Genomic DNA, 22,501 nt, shown 5'->3' on the forward strand with positions numbered 1-22,501 from the left:
AGAATCAGTCAGTCAAACCGCCAATATAATAATTAAGCGCCTTATAATTAGCATCATAGAACAGGATAATGTAGTCTTCCGGCTGTCCATTCCGCGCCGCATCATCAGATAACTGAATTCGCTCATAAGGATAGATACTGTTAGTATTCCGATAATCATTTAAATACTGTACTGCAGATTCTGCAGAGAATTCTTGCTTAGCTGCTGCCAACGCTGATTTAGAGGTCGCTGTGAAATAGACCGCCTCGGGATGCGTTTTCTGATAATCTTTTACAGATACATAGTCTATACGGGTACCGTTATTATAATCCCGGACCAGCTTAACTCCATCCCCAATCTGTGCCGCCGTTCCGTCCCACACCGGCCGCTTCGACGAGAAATCTACCAGCTTGGTGGTATAACGTATTGCTTGCCCTGCCTTATTATAATAGACCACTGTAACGTAATTCTGTCCGCTCTTATCTGTCACCGGAAGAACTACTGAATGAATGTCAGCAAAATCAAATTCCCCATAAGGGCTTGGTTGTGCTAAATCCTCTGCACGAACAGGATTGGCTGTAATGTAATACGAGAACCTGCCTATGCTTCCCTTCAACTCATCCGGGAAACCCATCCAATTCATACTTATTGTCTTACCGTTGAATTGATTATACCCATCAATAATTACGGATTGAACCAGATCCATATTTTGAAGTGGTCCCGATCTCTTGGCGTTCATAAGAGCTGATACAGCATTCTTAAGCTTAGTCTTGCGTTCTCCCCAATTGAAAGAATCATCAAACGGCAAGTAGGCTCTATAAGCCCTGTTAACTGCATCTTCATCCATTAAAGTTACATTCGAAGGAAGCTCGTCAATTCTTTTCATGGCTGCTTCTAATTTCAGGTCTGTGCTAAGCATCACCTTGCCGGTGTAATAACCCAATGGCTTCATCTCGGAATCGAGGAAAATAATGGTGTATTCATCTTCGTTATATGTTTTGAAATTATATAATGTGTCATAGGCAAACGGGATATAGCCCGGTGATGAAGCACCTGCTGCTGTATTAGAGGATACTGTGGCATCAACCACACTGACCCAGCCGTCTCTGTACACTTTACGCGAAGCATGAATGATATCATTCAATTCCAAATTCAGGTTACTGTCCATATAGTACTTCGGGGTAATTGTATATCCCACTGCTCTTCCGCCAAATTGCAAAGCAGCATCTTCCACATCAATAGTATCCCGATAATATACTTGGGAAGACACTGTGCTGAATTTCTCCTGGGTAATAGTCACACCACTATTTAGTAACATTATACTGCTATAAGCCTCAGTAACTGAGGGCTGCAAATTCACCTTTTGAGTATAGAATCCGGTCACTTCATTAGATGAATTCCGTACCACAACCGAGACATATTTATCGCCTGCTGTGCCAATCCTGCTCTTTGGAATCGAAACACCGGTATATGTCAGCGTCTTCAACGAGTATCCCGTACTAATAGAAGCGTACTGGAGATTGGTAAGCTCCCAGTGGAGATCTCTAGAGCTGATCGGCTTCGCTGTTACATAATAAGTTATCTGGTCATTTAGACTGATAGTTCTTCCAATCACCCTGCTATAATCAACTTCTAGATAAACAGCATTCGTAACTGAATCGTCAGGGCGAGAGGTGATGCTGATATCCAGCGCCGGAAGCTCCTTGACCGGTAATTCATTAACAGGTTCCGGGCTTGGTGTCGGTGTCGGTGTCGGTGTCGGTGTCGGTGTTGGAACCGGCGTTGGTGTTGCCGCCGGAGCCTGGGTTGGTGTCACCTGAGGACCCCCGCCCCCGCCACTACCGCCGCCACTTCCTCCCGCAGCTACAGCAGCAGTTGCAGTTGGTGCAGCTGTAGCTGCGGGAGTAGCCGACGGTGTTACGGCTGGAGCAGGCGTTGCCGCTCCCTGTACAGCTTGACCCGTTCGGGAGACTGCCGCATCGATCAGCGCTAAGGATTCTGCACGGGTCAAGGCTTTGACAGGCCCGAAGGTTCCATCCGGATACCCTTTAAGCACCTTCGCTGTGACTGCGGCAGCAACACTCCCTTTACTCCAGGATGCAATCTGGCTTGCATCACTGAATACTTCCAATACCTCTATACTGCCCGCGTCCAGCTTCAGCAGCTTGCTGACTATTACTGCTGCTTCCTGGCGGTTAATCGGAGCATTCGGGCGCATCTCATTGTTGAAGCCCTGGATATATCCAGCCGCTATAGCCTTCGCAACCTCACTATACGCCCAGCTGGTAGAAGGCACATCGGTGAATTTCACCTTACTCTGTTCCGTAAAATGATAAGAACGGTTGATGAGCGTCATGAACTCCGCTCTGGTTATGGTCTGGTTCGGTTTAACCGATCCATCTCCGAAGCCTTTAAGCAAGCCGTTATCCAGCCAGCTTTGAATCGTCTGCTGCGCCCAATGTCCCTCATAATCCTTTGTCCCTGCTGACTGGGCTGCCGCTGTCCCCATAGAACCAAACAGCATCCCCGCTCCAACTATACCTGCCAATATACCTGTTAACTTCCTGACCATCAATATTCTCCCCCTGAATGTACGACTGAACCCACCTCATAATATCTCACCGGAATATATTAGTAAATTAGAAATTTAACAACAAAAAAAGCCCGCCGAATCCATATCAGCAGGCTTGGTGCATTATTCAAGTTATTTTACCGGCCCAGAAGCAAACCCTTAATTCAAAAAGCTGCTCAGCCCGCTCTCCGCCTGCTTCAAAGCCTGCGGCTGTGAGCCTTCGTTAAGCCCGAGCCGGTTGTTCAGCTGGGTGTTGATGGTGGTCATTTTGGACGTATAGTCCTGACAGCTCTCGATGATCCGCCGGTTGGACTGCTCTGAGGTATCCAGGGCGCTGAGTAAGTCGCCAATAGCCTGATTCACGGCTTCCAGAGACATGGACGGCTTGGAGAGCAGCTCCGTTGTCTTCTCGGTCGTCGTGCGCAGCAGCCGTGCATTCTCCTTGAACTGGTCCTCGATGGTCTTGTTGGTGGCTTCGACCGCATTGATGACATTCTCCTGATCGGCCAGGGACATGGCAATCATCGCCGAGACGGTGATCAGGTTAGAGGTCTTATCGATCGCGTTGTTTACGGAATCAATCAGCTTGTCATTATTGTCATTGATGATATCCGTTGCCGCAATCGCCTGATTGTAGAGCAGAATCATCTCAGTCATGGACTGAATCCGCACCATGACCTTGCGCAGCCCCCGCTCCAGATACGCTTTGCGGAATTCATTCTCGGGCTTGGCGATCTCCACCTCGAACAGCTCCTTCAGCTTGTTGCCGAAGGCGATCTTGGTCTGGAGGTTATAGATCTCCTCCATGGAGGTACGCTTCAACTGGCGCATGTTAACGATGCTCTCCTCTAGCGTATCCCGGCCGTCACGCAGACCTGTGATAATGGCATCAATGTTGGTGCGGACCGACTGATATTTGTATACATAATTTTTAAGCGGGCTTTTGCGCAGCATTTTGCCGAAGAAGCTGACATTTTTGCTCTGCTGAAGGGTCTCGCACTCATTGCGCAGCTTCATAATCATATTGGGCACTTCCACCCGCTTGCCGCTCATCAGGTCATTGACGGGGCGGTCCAGCAGCTTCAGCGTCTGGCCTGCCTTCTCCTGCGTCTTCACCCCAAGCTTCCCGATATCATCCATCAGGGAATCCAGTGCCACCGTGTCAGTCTTGGCTACCTGCTCAATTAACTGGGAAGCCTCCTGGACTACCTTCTGCTCATCTTCTTTTCTAAGCTCAATTAACTGCGTGGACATGGCTATCCTCCTCCTATAATTCGGAACTGCTGTAGCGCTGATGAATCAGTTCCGCCTTGGTCTGAAGTTCCATCAGGTCTTTGTGCTCGATCGTCGACGCAATATCGGAAATTTTGGCATCGACATCACGCAGACCGTTCAGCAGCATTCTCCGGTTTCTTGTCTTGGCTTCGCCGCCCAGGCGCAGGAACGGGTTGATTACTCCATTAAGGTCCTTCAGCACCAGCCTGCGGACGGTATGGTTAATCTCACCGTTACCCAGCTCCTGCAGCAGCGGAATGACGCGCTGCAGCCTGGCGAACAGCGCCAGCGACTTCTCGACAATTTCATTGTCCAGCGTATCCTTCTGCCCTTCGGAGATGATCATATCCTCCAGGATGCCCAGATACTCCACCACCGGAGCGAACTCTGCTCCGATCTGTATGTCCTCCCTGTGTCCGGCACCCGAATGGGCCGGGGAGGCCTGTCCCGCAGCAGCAGGAGAGGCAGCGGCAGCAGACGAAGCCTGCTGCTCGGCGGAGGATGCCGCCGGAATGGCCTTCGGCTCCTGTCCGGCAGGAATCACCTCTACCGGGAGATTCACTTTGGTGCGCCTGAGCTCCGGCACCGCAAGTGCTGCCCCGATTACCGGGAGCAGCAGCGAGACCAGCTCAGGCAGGAAGCCGCTGGTCAGTACGGCTACAACATAACCGGCACCGGCATACGCCAGTACTTTGAATTTAGCTTGCATTCCTTCTCACCTCTTATGAGCGTGAATGCTACACGCTCAATTCACGGAATCCGTAATGACGGATTCTCCGTTTATTCTCATGATCAGCGGCTGCTCGACATGGCTGGCCAGGACGTTATGCTCGAACGATGCAGGGAGAACCTCGCCGCCGAGCGCGCTTTTGACAGCCAGATATGGGAAATTGATTCCGGACAGACAGGAGATATGCAGGCCGCCGGACATCCGCGGGTTAATCTCCAGCAGCTTAGGGACGCCACCGCTGTATTTCATCTGGATATTGAAATTGAACGGAATCCGGTATGTCTCAGCCACCCTGCGGGCCACCTCCGCAAGCTCCGGGATATACTCCATCAACCGCAGGCGTCCGCCTGCCTTACGGCGGGGGACTGCGGCAAGCAGCCTGCCCTTCTCATCCGACAAGCAATCAATACTATATTCATATCCCTCCAGCAGCTCCATCACCATCAGGTTAGGGAAGCTCCCGGCTTCATCAAGGATACGGTAAGCCTCCTCGAAGGAGATCAGCGGAGTCACATGGCCGAACAGCTCCTCCACGGGACTGCGGTCATTATCTATGATCCGGAATCCGAGTCCGCCCTCCGTCTCGGTAGGCTTGAAGCAGACCTTGTGTCCTTTGGCTGCGAGATCTTCATAAGCTTCCCTGAACTGCTCCGCATTACTAACCACATGATAATCAGGAATCGTCATAATCCCGGTGGTCTTCACGCTCTCATAGAACTTGCCTTTGTCCATGATCATCTCCAGCAAGTCCAAATCACGGCAGACCAGCACCTTCGTGCCGATCTCATCGAACAGCGAAGCATGCAGCGCGATATCGAGCATATGCAGCCGGGGGATGAAGATATCAATCTCGTTCCGGCGGCAAAAATCAACACAGAACTGCACATATTCAATGCCTTCGAGCGCCGGCTCGGTTCCGGCCACATCCGCGCCTTGCAGCGACATATGGTGGATATCCGGGTGGGTGGCGAAGATTTGCACCGGAATCCCGTCTTCATTGCTCCGGATGAGATTCATATAGTGATAGGCAACAGAGAACCAGCGGTTGAAATATATATTTACCTTTTTCATGGTGGCGGTCCAACTCCCAATGCTGTCGAATGTGTATAGATCCTGTGAACATACTGCATAATCTCATCCGCGGCAAATACCCCCGGCCGCTCAGTAAACGGATACTCTAAGTGTACTAAACCCGCCTGCTGCTCGGCAAATATTTCTCCGTGGCAGGGAGCTATGGCATAGTCGGCGGCGGCGAGCAGGCTCTTGTCCAGAAGAGAGTCACCGGAGGCGACCATCGGCTCTGAATGCACGGTGCGGCGGACATGGAGAATGGCATCGCTTTTGTTCACCGCCTCAGGCACGATGTAGAGCTTGCGCCCCTGCAGGGACACCCTCCAGCCAAGCTCACCCAGCCGCTGCGCCATCCGGGCAATCTCCTCAAGCGGCAGCGAATCCCGGTGAACCACGAACGTATAGAACAGCTCATCGCAGTACCGCCGGCTAATGATCCATTCTTCCCGGACAACAGCACGCACGATGCTCTCGGCTTCTTCCGCCGCAGCGGAGCCGCGTTCCACCGCTTTGCCGACAGCCGTCCGCCAATCCTGATCCACTACCCCGTTCACCAGAATATTGCCGCCATTGCTGGTGATGGCATAATCCGGAATAACCGTCTCCTGGAACAGGTTAATCCGCCGGTACTGGGCAATGGTACGTGTAGTCACCGGCATGAAGACGATCTTCGCCGCCAGCTCTTTCAGTGTAGCCAGAGCCTGCTGTGAGATATACGATACCACCTTGCCGTCAACAACCTCTGCCGGAACCAGACCGGGGGTATCCTCAGGAACGCCTATCGCGCTAAGAGAGTAGATCAGCGTGCGGTCCAGATCGCTGGCGTAGATCATTCACTCTCCCCTTTCAGCGGCTTGATGATTCCGCAACAGGAGTAGGTCAGCCCGGGATAGACCTCTACCGGCACGCCCCGGTCCTCCGCCAGCAGCAGAATATGCCGCAGGTTGGGATTGTCCAGCCTGTCAACAAGGATTCTCCAGGGCACTCTCCGCAGCAGCACACGTGTCGTCTCCCCCACTCCTGGTTTCACCAGATTGATATTATCGATGCCGAAGGTATCCTGGATACTGCGGATATCGGCCAGCCCCTGCCAGGTAATCTCCGGCGGATGCTCCAGCATCTCCGCAGCCTGCGCAAGTGCCTCTGCTGCTACTTCCGCGAAATACGGGGTAATCGCTTCAACGAATACGTTGGACAGATCACTGTCCAGCCATTCCTTGTAGAATTTGGCCCCGTGGAATTCCTCTGGCCCGATCAGATCATCACGGAGCACTGTTCGGCTCATCAGGCCGGACACCGTGGAGTTCAGGCAGGCGCTTGGAATCAGATAATCCTCCCGGGTGCCGTAGGTTCCCGAGCAGTGCCCGGGATCTGCGAGTACCGCCAGATCATCATTTAGCGTAATGCCATATTTCTTATGCATACTCTCACAGGCCTCTATCAGCACCTGCCGGATGGCCCCCTTACCGGTCCAGCCATCGATGAATTGCAGTTCGGCATCCCTTCCATGCTGCTGCAGCATATAGAGCACCGCATTCTCATCAATCCCCTTGCCGCGGATAATCGAGATGCTGTAATGCGGAAGATCCGCTCTATATTTCTCAAGAATATAACGTTTGATCAGCACCCCGATAGGTGTGCCCGCTCTCGCCAAAGAGACCAGCACCGTATTCGCCGTTCCCCGCCGGGCAACAATCATCTCGGACACCACAGCTACAGCCAGCGCCACCTTCCTCGCAGTCTGCTGCAGCGTCTCATGAAACAATTCGATATACTGCTCTGTCGGCTGGTACTCCACCGGGAGCATCTCCGAATAATGCACGCCGGACTGGATCGCTTCCTCCCGCTCGGCTGTTCCCCGCTCCAGGGATACATTGCTTAGATCCTTGAGCAGGAAGGTAACGTCGGAAGCAGGATAGCTGCCCAGTGCCACCGGAGGGGATATTGTTCTATTGTGAATGGCTTCGATATCTATTCCCTTCATAGCCCTGAGCCTCCCGTATCTGGTTCTGGGCTGAGCACAACAAGATGTACCTTATTGCCCGCCAGCCTCTGTAAAATATCCGTCATCGGTGCAATCCGCTGCCGGGGTACCTCGCGCTCCAGCAGGACGAAGATATCGTCATACTGGCCGGGGTCCACATTATAGATGAAATTCATGATCTCCGTATCGCCTGCGGACGGATAGCCAGCGGCGCTGTGCACGCCGTAATCCGCACGCCGCTCGGGATGGATCGGACTGCGGGTCGAAGACTGGTACAACACGCCTTCTCCCATCTCTGCGGCGATCCGCATCGGCAGATACATGAACTCGCCTACGCCCATCACCAGGGTACGTGCACCTTCCCGAAGCCCCCGGAGCTGCCTGGCCACGCGGCTTACACCTGCATCTATCCGCGCATTATCCGCAGACTCCAGCCCGAAGCGGCCGCTGTGCTTCAGATAAGGAGATGGATTGATAACGCCCTGCCCGTCCGCCGAGGTTACCGGAAGCCGCTCTAAGCCGTCGAATGCATAAGTAGTTACAAGCTCTGCACCTGTGGTAGCAGCGGCTCCGTTATCAGCTGCAGGCTGCAGCAGCGGAACCCCCTCAACCTTAATGCTTCCCTGCAGCAGGGATAGAGCGGTAATCCGTATCCCCAGCTCTTGCTCCAGCTCACGGTACGCCTGAATATTCGCCTCGCTCCGCCAGTCGAGGAGCGAAGCCACTACATATTCGCGGCGCGGGAATTTCGACTGAATGTCCCGGATGATGTTGACCGCCGTATTGCCGGTGGTAATCTCATCATCCACCAGGATGACCGGTTCAGTCCCTGACAGCAGGCTGGCATCCAGCGCGTAACAGAGGTGGTCCATCGCATGGGAATGCTCCTCCACGAAGGTCACCACCGATTCCAGCTCAGGAATCATCTCACGCGTGGTGTGAATATAAGACGCGCCGCCGGCGAATGCATTATACATACTGTGGCCCAGGGCGGTAGCGGTTTCGGCGAACCCGATAAACAGAACCGGCTCAGGCAGAGCCAGACGTGCAGCAAGCAGCGCATGATAAGCTTCTTCCGCATACTCAGGATGGATCAGGCCATGAACGGCCCGGTTCATCAGCGGGTCCATAACCTCCCGGTCAGCGGTATCCCCACTCATCTCCAGATACAGGAGCAAGGCGAGTGCCGCTCCGCTAAGCAGCGGGGTATAGGGCCCTACGGGAATGTGCTTGCCAAGCACTTTGCTGACGAACAGGAAGGAGCGCTTCTTATTGATTCGTGCAGCCATGGAGAACAAGGACTCCACAGGCATATGAAAAGGATTGGAGGTTTCTGTTACCGTAACCTGCAGATTCTCGACGATATTAAACGTGTGTGTATTCGTTCTCGGGTAGTAATCCGACAAAATGCTGTTGTTCATGTAACACCCCGTATATTTGAGATCGTAATAAAATTCGTCTGGCCCAGTTCAAATGAGGCTTGATTTCATTCATTTTGTTATAGTATTCACTCTTGAACACGCCGCGGCTGCCATCGTTGCTGTCTACAATACTTAAGGCATCCACATACTCTTCATGCATTACGGTATACATCGCCTGCACGGGTCTGAGGTGGGAAGGGTGGATAATGGTTTTGCCCACAATGCCGTTCTCCTTGTCCAGAATTACTTCCCGGATCAGCCCGTCCATCGAGCTTGAAATGAAGCTATTGCGCATTTCGCGGCCATGCTTGCCGTAGGTATCCTCGAAGGGCGTCTCCCGCAGCTGCGGTCGGAGGACCCGGTGTCCTTTGCTGGCAAAATACTCCCACACAGGACCCGAGATCACGTATCCTTCCTCCACACGGCCAAATACGTTAATGATATCCGACATGCAGTCGCGGATCGGCGTCAGGTCATAGATGCTGATATCCGGACTGCGCCGCAATCCGAACAGACTGGAGAAGTCCGTAGCCCCAATCCGGACATTCAGCACATACTCGCGGTATTGCCCCAGCAGATCCCGGACCCCAAGCAGAGTGTCCATCCGGCTCTCCCGGTAGATGATCGGTGCATTCTCCAGAATCGGCATCCCGTACAACACCGGGGCTGAATAGCTGCGTGTGTCATTGTAATCGGCAATGGCCTCGAAATAATCCGTACCGTTCTCTACGGAGAACTTGGGGAAGACGAAGCCGGTCAGCATGGTGATTAATGATCCCAGCCGAAAGATCAGATCCCGCAGCTGTGCAGGGTTACGTACGCGGATGAACAGCAGCGGAAGACTGCCGCGCTGGTCCGGCTCATTCTCCGCATAAGCGGACAGAAATGCCAGATGCCTGACGATGGATTCTTCGGCATAATCCACTTCACCGTCCCCGATGGCATCCTCCAAATCTATGATTACCGTGATAAGCCCCGAGGCTCTCAGCTTAATAATATCTTCGGCAACACTGGCACGGGTGGCCGGCATATAAAGGGCTGCTCCGACGGCATAAGCCAGTAAATCCTTGCGGGTAGTATGATCAAATGAAACCGGCGGAACATGGAATAATGAGGCTTCCTGTTCTTGTGTGAGGTAATCGAAATATCTCAAGGCCCTTCCCCCTTAATGTTGTGCCAGCACAATCCAAATGGCCTTTGGCTGCGAGCAGAACCAGCTATGCCGTCCTCTCGGGGACGGTATCCGGCTTGCTTAGAACCCAAGCAAAGGCCATGCTATAAACCTGTTACGATTACCCGAAAGGCGTGCCGGAGTCCACCCTTCCCGTGAACCCCGCGCCTTCCTGCACAGCTATAAAGGATAAAGAGATGAAGCACGCACAACCATCAGGCCTTGTGGTTCTCAGCCTTCTTGCGTTTGCTTGCGCTGTACACGATAGTACCTGCAAACACCGCAATTAGAATACCGAAGAAAATTACATGCGGCAATTCATAGCCGAAGGCTCCGGCAAGCATTTTACCGGCAATCAGTGCAATAAGCAGGAATGCTGTCTGTTCCAATTCAGGATATCTGGCAATCAGCTTGAGGAACACCTGTGCCACTCCGCGCATCATCAGCACGCCGAGAATACCGCCCAGGAAGAGTACCCATACTTCACTGCTAAGACCAAATGCGGCTACCACGCTGTCAATACTGAAGGCAATATCCATTAATTCAACGAGGAGTACCGTCTTCCAGAAGGATGCGCCTTTATTCTTAATCTCTCCCTCTTCTCCGCTGCCCTTGAACAACCCTTTGTAGGCAATGTAGAAGAGATACAAGGCTCCAAGCACCTTCACCAGCGTGAATTTGACGAGATAGGTCCCCAGCCCAATCGCCAGGAATCTGAATACATAAGCACCGATAATACCATAGAACAACGCCTTACGCTGCTGCTCCTTCGGCAGGTGCTTAACCATGACCGCCAGTACAAGCGCGTTATCAGCGGACAACAGACCCTCCAGCAGAATCAGGCTTCCGATTATTCCCCAGCTGACAGGGTCGGAGAGCGTTCCTGCAATATCACTCCATGAGAAGAAATGCCCATAATTCTCACCGATACTCCTAAAAAAATCACTGAACCAGTCCATTCCACTTGCGCCTCCGGTAATATCAAATTATTTACTTCCCGCTACCCAGCGAAGCCCCCAGCCATAAGCCTCATCCATCTCCCGGTGACCGCTGAAATATTGCACGAGCCGTTCAATACTGAAGGTCTCGTTATCCACATTCCGGATCAGCGCGATGGCGCACATGCCTTTACGGTTGTTATGCTCGTCCAGATTCACGATAATATCCGGCCCTCCATCCTGCTTCAGGGTAACCACCCCATCCGCCTCAGACCAGTTGGTAACTCCTTTGTAAATAAAGGCAAACACCAGAATCCGTTCGATCTGGGCTACCTTACTTCCGTTTATACGCAGATTCTCGCCGGATGTTACGGAGCCGGTCCGATCATCTCCATCGAGCATGATGTACGGCGGTTGCTGGAGGTTGCCGAACGCATTGCCCAATGCCTGCACCACGCCTTTGCTGCCGTTCTTCAGCTCATACAGACAAGCCAGATCGAGATCTACCCCGCCCTTGTTACGGCTGAACAGCCCTCCGCCCTGCTTCTGGTTCCAGTTCAGGTTAATGAGCAGCTCACCCAGACCGGAAGCGGATTTCTTCAGGTTAATCGAATCGCCCTTCTTCTTCAGCTCAATCTTCTTCAGATTGAGATTCAGCGCCGGTGCGGGAGCAGCCTCCTGCTTAGGCGGTACCGGTGCAGGCGGTGGCGGAATCACAATATTTGGTCTGGATGACTCTGCGCGGGGCGGCGGCACTTGAAGCGGCGGTCGTGCCTGTGTCGGTGTAGGTTCCGGCGGCTTCGGTGCCGGTGCAGGCTCGTCCTCTACTTCTATGCCATAGTTTCCGCAGAGCGCCTTAAGCCCGCCCGAGAAGCCCGCAACAATCGCACTGTATTTCCATTCTTCACCATGTCTATATAATTCTCCAACTACAACAGCCGTTTCCACAGAGAACTGATTTCCAAGGTTACACCGCAGAAGCTGCGCACCTGTCGCCTGATTCACGATCCGGCACTCCGCTTCACTCATTTGTCCGAACATCTGCTTGCGGTTTTCTCCGTCATACAGAGTAAGCGTGAAGGCAATCTTCACTATGTTTGCCGGAATCCGCTCCAGCGAGACCTCGAACTGCTTCAGTCCGCCCGAAGCCGTACCCGGCACATCCTTATAAGTGATATATGGAGTAGACGGGTTATTGTAAAAGATCAGATCGTCATCACTGCTCACTTTACCGCCAGCTCCAAGCAGGAATGCGGAAGCATCAATATCCATGGAAGACGGAGCTTTCCACCCGATCTCAACCGTAATGCTGCGGAGCCCCGGGTTCCCTTTGGTCAGATCTGCTTTCTGTCCTTTGACTACTTCTGTATTCATTCTTACGCCACCTTTATACATGGATAAGAGCGCAACTTATCAGATTTTGTGTATAAAAAGGGCAGGATCGATGATGATCCCGCCTTTGAAGCTCTTATTGCGCGTCCAGCCCGTAGTTTTTGCATAATGCGCTTAGTCCGCCAGCGAAGCCGCTGCCAATCGCCTGGAATTTCCAATCCGCCCCCTGGCGGTAGAATTCACAGAAGACCACAGCCGTCTCGGTGGAGAAATCCTCGCCCAGATCGAACCGCAGAATCTCACGGTCACTGGATGCATCAACTACACGGACGAAAGCGTTGGAGACTTGTCCGAAGTTCTGCGCCCGGGCCTCATAATCATAGATCGTGACCGTAATCCCGATCCGCTGAATATTGGCAGGCACCAGACTGAAGTCTACGACGATCTGCTCATCATCCCCGTCGCCTTCACCTGTGCGATTGTCCCCTGTATGGGTTACAGAGCCTGTACCGCCGCTCGGGTTGTTATAGAATACAAAGTCATTTTCGCTTTTGGCTTTGCCGTCCTCATGCAGCAGGAATGCTGATGCATCGAGGTCGAAATCCTTGCCGCCGCTGTACTTGTTTGTATCCCAGCCCAGTCCTACAACTACTTTGGTCAGACCCGGATTGGTCTTGGTAAGATCAATCCGCTGTCCTTTGGAAAGACTGATCGTCACTGTCAAAAACCCTCTTTCCTTACAGATTAAATTCCCGTAATGTCAGAGCCTTATTGCAGACCGTAATCACGGGTCAAGCCGGAGAGACCGTCCTTGTAGCCGCTGCCAATCGCATTGAATTTCCATTCTGCGCCGTTACGGTACAATTCGCCTACAACTACGCCTGTTTCAACGGAGAAATCTTCACCCAGGTCAAAGCGGATCAGTTCCTCACTGTTCGCATCGTTGACGATACGTACATAAGAACGGGAGACTTGTCCGAAGTTCTGGCTTCTGGATTCTGCTTCATAGATGGTAATGGTGAAGGCAATTTTGTCCACATCTGCAGGAACATTAAGCAAATCGACTTGAACCTGCTCATCGTCTCCGTCGCCTTCCCCGGTACGGTTATCGCCGGTGTGAACAACAGAAGCGTTCTCGTTCTGCTTGTTGTTGAAGAAGATGAAGTTGGACTCCTTGTCCACTTTACCGCTGGCATTGGTCAGGAACACAGACACATCAAGGTCGAAGTCCTTGCCGCCATCATATTTATTCGTATCCCATCCGAGGCCGACTGTGATTTTGGACAAGCCTGGATTTGTTTTGGTTAAATCAATTTTTTGTCCCTTGGATAAGTTAATAGCCATGAATAGAGCCCTCTTTTCTCAAATTGGATTTAGATATAGCGTTCTGCCAGCTGATTGATATGCGCGGCGTGGGCCGCTTCACCGACGGCTGCGAATTTCCACTCTTCGCCATGACGGTACAACTCGCCGCAGATCAGTGCCGTGAAGCCTGTATAATTGTCTGTCAGATTAAACTTAACCAATTCTGCATTCCCTGCCGCATTAATAATGCGGATATACGCAGATTTGATCATTCCGAAATCCTGCTTGCGATTCACCGCATCGTAGATGTTAACTACAACAAGGACCTTATGGACATCGGCAGGAATCTGCTTCAGATTCACCATGATCTGTTCGTCGTCCCCGTCGCCCTCACCCGTCAGATTATCCCCCGAGTGGACTACAGAGTTATTCGCATTCTGTTTGTTGTGAAAGCAGACAAGGTTCAGCTTGTTCGTCAGCTTGCCGTTCTCATTCAGCAGCAGCGCTGAAGCATCGCAGTCAACATTCGCCTGTTTTTTAACCCCAAAGAATCCCCTTGCCGGTTCGGCAGGGTCCCAGCCCAGTCCTACGATTACGTTAGACAGTCCGGCATTGCCTTTGGTTAAATCGATCTTCTGACCTTTTACCAGATTAATTCCAGCCAACTTGAAGTACCTCCGTTTCCAGATAGAAGTGTGCTTGCGGGTGTTACATCAGTGATACGGCGGTCCATCGCCTAAAGTTTCAGTAATTAGCAAATGAAATCCAGCCTGTACTTACAGGCTGAATTCACTTGGGCTAAGTCCCAGTACGCTGCAGATATTCCGCACAACTGCCTTCTCATGCTCGTCGAAGTCACCGTCTGCTGCACCAATCGCCGAGCATACGCCCACGATTAAGCGTCCAACCTCCGGTTTGCCGTTGAACTTCCCGATGGCCTTCAGCGCTTCCTGCTTGCCGATCTCCGGCGAGAACTCGAAGTTGCTTACATAGTAATTGAACTGGGCAATGACGTCCCTCATGTCAAATACCTTGAGTTCATTGCTGAGATTCATATATCCCGCCATCTTGTTCTTCTCAGCTTCCTCAATCTTGCCGTCAGCAGCAGCGACCAGCGCGCAGCCCGCCACCACCGCGTTCATAAAGTCTTTATTTTTAAATTTTTTCACTTGATCCGTCAGTCCGCTTTTGGTGGTATTCAGCCAATTTTTGAATGTGCTCATCGTATTCTCCTTCTATCATTATGGAATTATGACCAGCAGAAAGCCTATGCCGTCTTATTAAGCACCCTATCCTTTTCTGCCGGAAATATAAGGATAAATCATTATGCAGAACCGCTGTCATCCTTATACTTTAAAAAAAGATATCGCCGAGCCTCCTCCCCGCCACCCTGGGCAGCTATTCACGCTTGGACTTATTGCCTATTTCTTACTCTTCTAATATAACCGATTAAATAACAATATTCTACTTTGGGCGATTCTTACAGCACCTTGGACAGAAACTCCCGTGTACGCTCATGCGACGGGCTGCCGAACAGCTGCTCCGGTGCACCCTGTTCGACTATGGCCCCTTGCTCCATAAAAAGCACCCGGTCCCCCACCTCACGGGCGAAGCCCATCTCATGAGTCACCACGACCATGGTCATCCCCTCACGGGCCAGCTCCTTCATGACGGCCAGCACCTCGCCCACCATCTCGGGGTCCAAGGCCGAGGTCGGCTCGTCGAACAGCATGATCTTCGGCTCCATCGCCAGTGCCCGGGCAATCGCCACCCGCTGGGCCTGACCGCCAGAGAGCGAGGAAGGATACATCTCCGCCTTCTCACTGAGACCCACCTTCTGCAGCAGCTCCACAGCCTTCTGCCTCGCTTGATCCTCCGTCCATTTCCGCACCTTCATCGGGGCCAGCATGATGTTCTCGATCACCTTACGGTGCGGAAACAGATTAAACTGCTGAAAGACCATCCCCACCTCGGTACGGATATCGTTAATCCTTGTGCTCTTGGCCATCAACGAAGTGCCTTCAATCATAATATTGCCCGCTTGCGGCTGCTCCAGCAGATTAAGGCAGCGCAGAAAGGTCGATTTGCCGGAGCCCGAAGGCCCGATGACAACCACAACCTCCCGGCTGTGAATATCGACGCTGATATCCGTCAGTACCTGATGGGCACCGAATGATTTGTACAAATGCTTGACTGAAATAACCGGTTCCATAGGGGCTACACCTTCCGTTCGATGTAATTAAGCAGCTTGCTGAGCGAATAAGTAAGAATGAAGTAGATCAGTGCAGCGGTCAGATACGGCTCCCAGATCCGCAGGTATTGGCCTTTCATGGTATTGCTCCAGTACATAATCTCAGGGGCAGCAATCAGCGCCAGCAGCGAGGAATCCTTAACAAGCACAATGAATTCATTCCCGAAGGCGGGAACCATCCGTTTGATGGCCTGGGGCAGAATAATGAAGCGCATTGCCTGCTGCCGGGTCATTCCAAGGGATAGGGCCGCTTCCCGCTGACCGGGGTCGATGGACTGGATACCGGCGCGGAAGATCTCCGCAGAATAGGCGGCGGAATTGAGCGACAGCGCCACGAATGCGCTCATCAGCACATAGGTTTTGCCGTAGAACAACGGGATCAGGCCGAAGTGGACGATCAGAATCTGCACATAGAGCGGTGTACCGCGGAAGATGTTGATATAGGCGTGGAACGGCCAGCGGAAATACCATCTGGGCGCCATTTTACCGAAGCCGATAATCAGCCCCAGCAGGGAGCCGCACAGAATGGAGACCAGCGATACGCCGATGGTGAACAGGGTCCCTTTTAGCAGAACCGGTAAATAATGAATGATGATGTCGAATCTGAAATCCATAGAATTCTTCCCTTCTCTTCTGCTTGTGGCTTGCTCAAAAAAAGAAGCACGCGCAATAGCAATCATTACGCATGCTTAATTGTTGCTGGCCCTCATGCTACTTCGCGTTCATAAGCGCCGCCGTGTCCGGCTCTTCGCCGAACCATTCCTTGTAGATCTCCGCATATTTTCCGTTCTCGATGACCTTCTTGATCGCCGGGTCCAGCTTAGCCTTCCATTCGCTGCCCTTCGGATACAGGATACCGTAGTACTCGGAGCCGAAATTCTCCTTGTCGATAATGCCGGTCAGCTTCTCCTTCGGGTTGTTCTTGATGTATTCGTTCACGATGGCGATATCCGCAACCACCGCATCCGCTCCGCCGCCGTTCAGCTCCATTAATGCTACCGCATTGCTGTCGAACCGCTTCAGGTTACCGTTGTCAACGCCCATAATGCCGCTCATCAGCTCATCTGCTGTCGTGGCTGCCTGAACCGCAACCTTCTTCCCCTTCAGGTCCAGGGCGGATTTGATGTCGCTGCCTTCCTTCACCATGATCATGTTCGTAGATTCGAAATAAGGGATAGAGTAGTCATAGGTTTCCTTGCGCTCATCTGTAATTGATACCGAGGATACACCCGCCTGATATTCAGTGCCCTGCTTCACACTGGTCAGCATGGTATCCCAGCCTGTGTTGGTGACCGTGTAATCAATGCCGGCCTCCGCCATCACGGCCTTAATGAAATCAATGTCAAAGCCCTTGATCGTATCGGTATCCATATACTCCATTGGTGCATAGCTGGCATCGGTAGCGATTTTGAGGCTTTTCCCGTCCGCACTGCCGCCTTTCGCATCATTACCAGAGCTACAACCCGCCATTGCCAAGACCAGGAGTGCCACCATACCTGACATCGCCCATTTTTTTCGGATTCCCATTCTCCAATCCCCCTACTTATTTGTAAAATAACTTAAGGAGATTTTATCAGATTAAAGTAGTGATGACAATTAACTTTATCCTTGTGTGTAATATAATATGACATTATTATCGATATATTGTAACATCTCATGCAAAAAAGCAGCCAGAATGCCCCGGAGAGAGCTCCGGCAGCATTCTGGCTGCTTAATGGTCTATACATATTAGCGCATAAGTTAGAAGGTCAGATCGCCATCATAGGAAGCAATCATCCGGTACAGCTCCGGACGGCGGTCACGGAAGATCCCCCATTCAATCCGGCCTACCTCAAGCGCATCCAGGTCGAATTCGCTGACCAGCACGGTCTGCTCATCCCGTCCGGCTTCGACAATCTTGTTGCCCTGCGGACCAGCGATGAACGACGAGCCGTAGAAATCAATGCTGGAATCCTCGTCAGTCTCCTTGCCGATCCGGTTGGAGGCCACGACAGGAATCAGGTTAGCGGCAGCATGACCCAGCATGCAGGTCTGCCAGTGATCCTTGGAATCGATTGACCCGTCCTGCGGCTCCGAGCCGATCGCTGTAGGATAGAACAGAATCTCCGCACCCATCAGGCTCATCACCCGGGCAGCTTCCGGGTACCATTGGTCCCAGCATACGCCGACTCCGATTTTGGCATAGCGGGTATTCCACACCTTGAAGCCGGTATCGCCCGGGTTGAAGTAGAACTTCTCTTCATAGCCCGGACCGTCAGGAATATGGCTCTTGCGGTATTTGCCCATCACGGTTCCGTCCGCATCAATGACCGCCAGCGAGTTGTACCGCGCATAATTCTTCTTCTCATAAAAGCTGATCGGCAGCACCACCGCAAGCTCCTTGGCGATAGCCTTGAAGTGGTTCACCGCCTTGTTCTGCTCAAGCTCTGTAGCATAGGCATAGTAATCCGACTTCTCCTTCTGGCAGAAATACGGTGTCTCGAACAGCTCCTGCAGCAGAATAATCTGCGCGCCTTGGGCTGCCGCCTCCCTAACCAGTGTCTCCGCCTTGCGGATATTCTCATCAATGTCGCCGGAACAGCTCATTTGCGTCGCGGCTACTTTTACTTGTCTCATGGTTGTTCCTCCTTGTATGAACTTATAACACTTAGAACTCAAAGCTTGACCGTCGCTGCGGTGAACATTTGGACTTCCGGCCGCTGTTGTCACCAGATTTCTTGATTTAATCCGCTCTTCGCGGTTGAAATCCGGTGACAGCTGATGCTTCCGAAGCGAGCTTTCCTACGGAAAGCTTTCAGGCGATCGCTAACGCTCCTACAGTTCCAAATTTCCCCTCCGCTTCTTTTCGCTTTTCGTTAAGCTCCGGCCACCGCAGGCATCTGCTGGGTGGTGCAATGCACGTTTCCGCCTTCGCCGATCACGGCCATTCCGTTCACCGTGCGGATTCTGCGGTCCGTGAACAGCCCGGCCAGCTTCTCCTCGGCCAGCTTGTCCGTCTCAGCCGCTGTACCGCCGAAGACCGGCAGGATAATGCCGCCGTTCACAAAATAAAAGTTCAGATAACTCAGCGTCAGGCGGCTGCCCTCGAAGTCCACGCGGGGCGGCTGCTGAATGCGGATAATCTCCAGCTTCCGGCCTTTGGCATCGACGGCCTGCTCCAGAATGCGCAGATTCTCCTGCGTAATCGCATAGTTCTCATCCTGCGGGTCCTCGCAGACCTGGATAATCACCTTGCCCGGTGCCGCGAAGCAGGCGATGTTATCGACATGCCCGTCCGTCTCATCCCCGCTGAGGCCGCGCTTCAGCCAGATGATGGACTCCGTCCCGGTATATTGCTTGACATAATCAGCAATTTCTTCCCGGTTCAGCTCAGGATTACGGTTCGTATGGAGCAGACATTCCTCCGTGGTCAGCAGGGTGCCTTCGCCATCCGTATGAATGGAGCCGCCCTCCATCACCAGCGGAGCATCGAACGCGCTGACCTCCAGGTGCTTCAGAATCTGCGGAGCTACCTCATCATCGAGATCCCAAGGCGAGTATTTGCCGCCCCAGGCATTGAACTTCCAGTTGACCCCGGCCAGCTTCCCGTCAGGACCCATGAGGAAGGTCGGTCCGTTGTCCCGCAGCCAGGCATCGTTGTGCCGGATGGGGAGCAGCGTTACATTGTCCCCAAGCGCCAGCTTCTCTACCGTATCCAGCTCATCCGGATTGACGATAACCGTCACCGGCTCGAATTCGGCAATCGCCCGGATAATCTCAGCATAGCCCCTACTAACCGCTTCATGATTATCAGGGTGTACCATAGAGTCCTTCACCGGCCAGGAAATGAAGGTCCGTTCATGCTTGGTCCATTCGGCCGGCATTGTATAGTGTAAATCACGTGGATGCATCATTTAGTTACCTCTGCTGTTTAGTTTTTGAAGCCGGGGATCTGCCCGCAAGCTCCTCACCCATCATACATGAATATGCCGGCAGGCTCAATTGCCGCGCAGCAATAATCCCTCTGGAAATATCCAGAGGGATTAGAGTGGAAGCCGACTTGTTACAACCCGATCTGCTTGATGATATTACCGCTGAAGTCCTTAATGAGAAATTCCCCATTCTCCAGAACGCCGTAGGAGTTCGGGTTATTCTCCTTCGGCAGCGCAATCGATCCGGGGTTGAGCACAGTAATGCCGTCCTTCACCTCTGCCACCGGCAGATGCGTATGCCCCTGAATGAACACATCCTGCGGGGACAGCGCCGGTAAGTGGTCGATGCTGAAGCCATGCCCGTGCGTCGCGTAGATCTTGCGGCCCTCGTGCAGAATTAGCACATAATCGCCCATCATCGGGAAGTGCAGCAGCATCTGATCCACCTCGGCGTCACAGTTACCTCTTACCGCCGCCAGCGATTTGCCCGATTGGCTGTAGGCATTCAGCTTATCGGCGACCCCCTGCGGGTTGTACCCCTCCGGCAGCGGATTCCTAGGTCCGTGATACAGGAAATCCCCCAGTATAACCAGCGTGTGCGGCTGCTCCTCCTCCGCCTTCGCCAGCGCCTGCTCCAGCCAGTACAGGGATCCGTGAATATCGGAAATAAACATCAGCTTCATTCGTACGCTTCCTCTCTGTCTATATATCCTGCCCAAAATGCAACATTTCGCTCACCATTCCAGTACGAATCGACTATTGTTGCATAAAAAGCAGGTTTCCTGTTCCTTCAAGCTGAATTACGGGATGATTTCCTGCAATTTGTGCAACCTTTCGCCTAAACTCCCATGTATCCATGCACCAAAACTGCAATATATGCAACAATCGGTCGCATCACAGCCTCCGAAATATAAAATTAGAAAATTAGTTACTTAATCAGTCGCCTCAAGGCAGATTGGACGAGCCCATCAGGAAGCGGTCTACCTCGCGGGCGGCCTGGCGGCCCTCGTTAATCGCCCAGACCACCAGACTCTGGCCGCGCCGCATGTCACCTGCCGTGAAGACTCCCTCCACATTCGTTGCCTGCGCGCCGAACTCTGCCTTAACGTTGGAACGCTCATCGCGCTCCACGCCAAGCTCTCCAAGCACTGTCTCCTCCGGTCCAGTGAAGCCCAGAGCCAGCAGCACCAGCTGCGCTCGAATGACCTCCTCGCTGCCCGGCACTTCTACCGGGGCCATCCGTCCGTCCTCCGTGCGCTTCCATTCAATACGCACCGTGTGCAGCTCCTGTACATGTCCGCTTGCATCGCCGATGAAGCGCTTGGTGTTCACCAGATAGCGGCGTGGATCTTCCTCATATAGAGAAGCAGCCTCCTGCTGTCCGTAGTCCACCTTCAGCACCTTCGGCCATTCCGGCCAAGGGTTGCCAGGTTGGCGGGTCAATGGCGACTGCGGCATAATCTCCAGCTGGATCACGCTGCGGCAGCCGTGGCGGATCGAAGTGGCTACACAGTCCGTCCCCGTATCTCCGCCGCCGATAACGACCACATCTTTGCCCGCCGCCGACAGATACTCTCCATCCGCCAGTTCAGAATCCAGCAAGCTCTTCGTGTTCAGCGTCAGGAACTCCATCGCCTGATGGATACCGCGCAGCTCCCGGCCTTCCAGCGGCAGGTCGCGCGCTTTGGTCGATCCGCCGCAGAGAACCACTGCATCGTTCTCCTCCTGGAGCTGCGCAGCAGTAATGTCTCTACCGATCTCAGTCCGGGTGACGAAGGTAACGCCCTCCGCCGCCAGCAGATCCACCCGGCGCTGTACCTTCTTTTTATCCAGCTTCATGTTTGGAATGCCATAGGTCAGCAGACCGCCGATCCGGTCCGCCCGCTCATACACCGTTACACTGTGTCCCGCCTTGTTCAGCTGGGCGGCACAGGCCAGCCCGGCAGGGCCGGAGCCTACGACAGCCACCTTCTTGCCCGTACGGGTAAGCGGCGGCTCAGGAACGATCCAGCCTTCAGCGAACCCTCTATCTACAATCGCTTTTTCGATCGATTTAATCGTTACCGAATCGCCGTTCTTCCCTACTGTGCAGGAACCTTCACAAGGCGCAGGGCAGACGCGTCCCGTAAATTCGGGGAAGTTGTTCGTCTTATGCAGGCGCTTCAGCGCGACCTGCCAGTTCCCGCGGTAGACCATGTCATTCCACTCTGGAATCAGATTATGCAGCGGACAGCCGCTGGCCATCCCTGACAACATACGCCCCACATGACAGAACGGTGTCCCGCAATCCATACAGCGGGCACCCTGCTCACGCAGCTGTTCTTCCTCCATCGGAACCGAGAATTCATTCCAGTTCTTAATCCGCTCCATTGGCTCGCATTCAGCAGGCGTCCGCCGCTGATATTCTATAAATCCGGTTGTTTTACCCATCCCTGTCATCCTCCGAGTCTCTCTGATTGGCCGCCGAAAGGTAATAGACGGCATTCATGCCCACACCCGGCTCCAAAAAGAAACACACTCTTCTGTCACCGTCCGTTATTCTGTCACTGTAAAGCAGCGAA

The 22,501-nt window shown here is 52.9% G+C and carries 21 protein-coding genes; all 21 read right to left on the reverse strand.

The annotated features are described in order from the left end of the window. Nucleotides 1–4 precede the first annotated feature (4 nt). On the reverse strand, nt 5–2,551 hold the full coding sequence (locus tag C173_RS32725; protein WP_051477876.1) for an S-layer homology domain-containing protein: 2,547 nt from the start codon (nt 2,549–2,551) through the stop codon (nt 5–7). A gap of 159 nt (nt 2,552–2,710) precedes the next feature. Next, on the reverse strand, nt 2,711–3,805 hold the full coding sequence (locus C173_RS06965) for a toxic anion resistance protein (RefSeq protein WP_036723538.1): 1,095 nt from the start codon (nt 3,803–3,805) through the stop codon (nt 2,711–2,713). 13 nt (nt 3,806–3,818) lie between these two features. Continuing rightward, nucleotides 3,819–4,535, reverse strand: a complete 717-nt coding sequence (locus C173_RS06970; protein ID WP_036723539.1) for a hypothetical protein — start codon at nt 4,533–4,535, stop codon at nt 3,819–3,821. A 36-nt stretch (nt 4,536–4,571) separates the two neighbouring features. Beyond that, nucleotides 4,572–5,627 carry an ATP-grasp domain-containing protein gene (locus C173_RS06975; RefSeq protein WP_036723541.1) on the reverse strand — a complete coding sequence of 352 codons (1,056 nt, stop codon included), beginning with the start codon at nt 5,625–5,627 and terminating at the stop codon, nt 4,572–4,574. Continuing rightward, nucleotides 5,624–6,460 carry an HAD family hydrolase gene (locus C173_RS06980; RefSeq protein WP_036723543.1) on the reverse strand — a complete coding sequence of 279 codons (837 nt, stop codon included), beginning with the start codon at nt 6,458–6,460 and terminating at the stop codon, nt 5,624–5,626. Before C173_RS06980 ends, C173_RS06975 begins: the two co-directional genes overlap by 4 nt. Beyond that, nucleotides 6,457–7,611, reverse strand: coding sequence for a cysteine protease StiP family protein (locus C173_RS06985; protein ID WP_036723545.1), 1,155 nt, complete (start codon nt 7,609–7,611; stop codon nt 6,457–6,459). The genes C173_RS06980 and C173_RS06985 overlap by 4 nt, the downstream gene beginning before the upstream one ends. Beyond that, nucleotides 7,608–8,900: a phosphoribosyltransferase family protein gene (locus C173_RS06990; RefSeq protein WP_036723547.1), complete on the reverse strand. Its 1,293-nt coding sequence runs from the start codon at nt 8,898–8,900 to the stop codon at nt 7,608–7,610. The genes C173_RS06985 and C173_RS06990 overlap by 4 nt, the downstream gene beginning before the upstream one ends. Nucleotides 8,901–8,976: 76 nt before the next feature. Next, complete coding sequence (locus C173_RS06995) at nt 8,977–10,185, reverse strand: HpcH/HpaI aldolase/citrate lyase family protein (RefSeq protein WP_051477877.1); 1,209 nt, start codon at nt 10,183–10,185, stop codon at nt 8,977–8,979. A 233-nt stretch (nt 10,186–10,418) separates the two neighbouring features. Next, a complete protein-coding gene (locus tag C173_RS07000) occupies nt 10,419–11,162 on the reverse strand; it encodes a TerC family protein (protein WP_036723548.1) in 744 nt (247 codons plus the stop codon). A 27-nt stretch (nt 11,163–11,189) separates the two neighbouring features. Further along, on the reverse strand, nt 11,190–12,515 hold the full coding sequence (locus tag C173_RS07005; RefSeq protein ID WP_036723549.1) for a TerD family protein: 1,326 nt from the start codon (nt 12,513–12,515) through the stop codon (nt 11,190–11,192). Between the two features lie 94 nt (nt 12,516–12,609). Next, nucleotides 12,610–13,191 (reverse strand): TerD family protein, encoded by a 582-nt coding sequence (locus C173_RS07010; protein ID WP_036723550.1) that lies wholly within the window; start codon nt 13,189–13,191, stop codon nt 12,610–12,612. 50 nt (nt 13,192–13,241) lie between these two features. Then, a complete protein-coding gene (locus C173_RS07015) occupies nt 13,242–13,817 on the reverse strand; it encodes a TerD family protein (protein WP_036723552.1) in 576 nt (191 codons plus the stop codon). 29 nt (nt 13,818–13,846) lie between these two features. Continuing rightward, nucleotides 13,847–14,443 (reverse strand): TerD family protein, encoded by a 597-nt coding sequence (locus C173_RS07020; protein ID WP_036723553.1) that lies wholly within the window; start codon nt 14,441–14,443, stop codon nt 13,847–13,849. 111 nt (nt 14,444–14,554) lie between these two features. Continuing rightward, the gene (locus C173_RS07025) at nt 14,555–15,001 is read right to left on the reverse strand and encodes a tellurite resistance TerB family protein (RefSeq protein ID WP_036723555.1); all 447 of its coding nucleotides are present in this window, start codon (nt 14,999–15,001) and stop codon (nt 14,555–14,557) included. 257 nt (nt 15,002–15,258) lie between these two features. After that, nucleotides 15,259–15,990 (reverse strand): amino acid ABC transporter ATP-binding protein, encoded by a 732-nt coding sequence (locus C173_RS07030; RefSeq protein ID WP_036723557.1) that lies wholly within the window; start codon nt 15,988–15,990, stop codon nt 15,259–15,261. 5 nt (nt 15,991–15,995) lie between these two features. Then, nucleotides 15,996–16,643 carry an amino acid ABC transporter permease gene (locus C173_RS07035; RefSeq protein ID WP_036723559.1) on the reverse strand — a complete coding sequence of 216 codons (648 nt, stop codon included), beginning with the start codon at nt 16,641–16,643 and terminating at the stop codon, nt 15,996–15,998. A gap of 97 nt (nt 16,644–16,740) precedes the next feature. Then, on the reverse strand, nt 16,741–17,556 hold the full coding sequence (locus tag C173_RS07040) for a transporter substrate-binding domain-containing protein (RefSeq protein WP_036723560.1): 816 nt from the start codon (nt 17,554–17,556) through the stop codon (nt 16,741–16,743). A gap of 213 nt (nt 17,557–17,769) precedes the next feature. After that, complete coding sequence (gene aguB, locus C173_RS07045; protein ID WP_036723561.1) at nt 17,770–18,645, reverse strand: N-carbamoylputrescine amidase; 876 nt, start codon at nt 18,643–18,645, stop codon at nt 17,770–17,772. Nucleotides 18,646–18,884: 239 nt separating this feature from the next. After that, complete coding sequence (locus tag C173_RS07050; protein ID WP_036723686.1) at nt 18,885–19,919, reverse strand: agmatine deiminase family protein; 1,035 nt, start codon at nt 19,917–19,919, stop codon at nt 18,885–18,887. A 152-nt stretch (nt 19,920–20,071) separates the two neighbouring features. Further along, nucleotides 20,072–20,623: a phosphodiesterase gene (gene yfcE, locus C173_RS07055; RefSeq protein WP_036723563.1), complete on the reverse strand. Its 552-nt coding sequence runs from the start codon at nt 20,621–20,623 to the stop codon at nt 20,072–20,074. A gap of 262 nt (nt 20,624–20,885) precedes the next feature. Further along, nucleotides 20,886–22,370 carry a glutamate synthase subunit beta gene (locus C173_RS07060; RefSeq protein ID WP_036723565.1) on the reverse strand — a complete coding sequence of 495 codons (1,485 nt, stop codon included), beginning with the start codon at nt 22,368–22,370 and terminating at the stop codon, nt 20,886–20,888. Nucleotides 22,371–22,501 lie beyond the last annotated feature (131 nt).

Origin of the sequence: Paenibacillus sp. FSL R7-277 (assembly GCF_000517965.1) — a bacterium.
In the GTDB taxonomy this organism is placed as follows: Bacteria; Bacillota; Bacilli; order Paenibacillales; family Paenibacillaceae; genus Paenibacillus_AQ; species Paenibacillus_AQ silagei.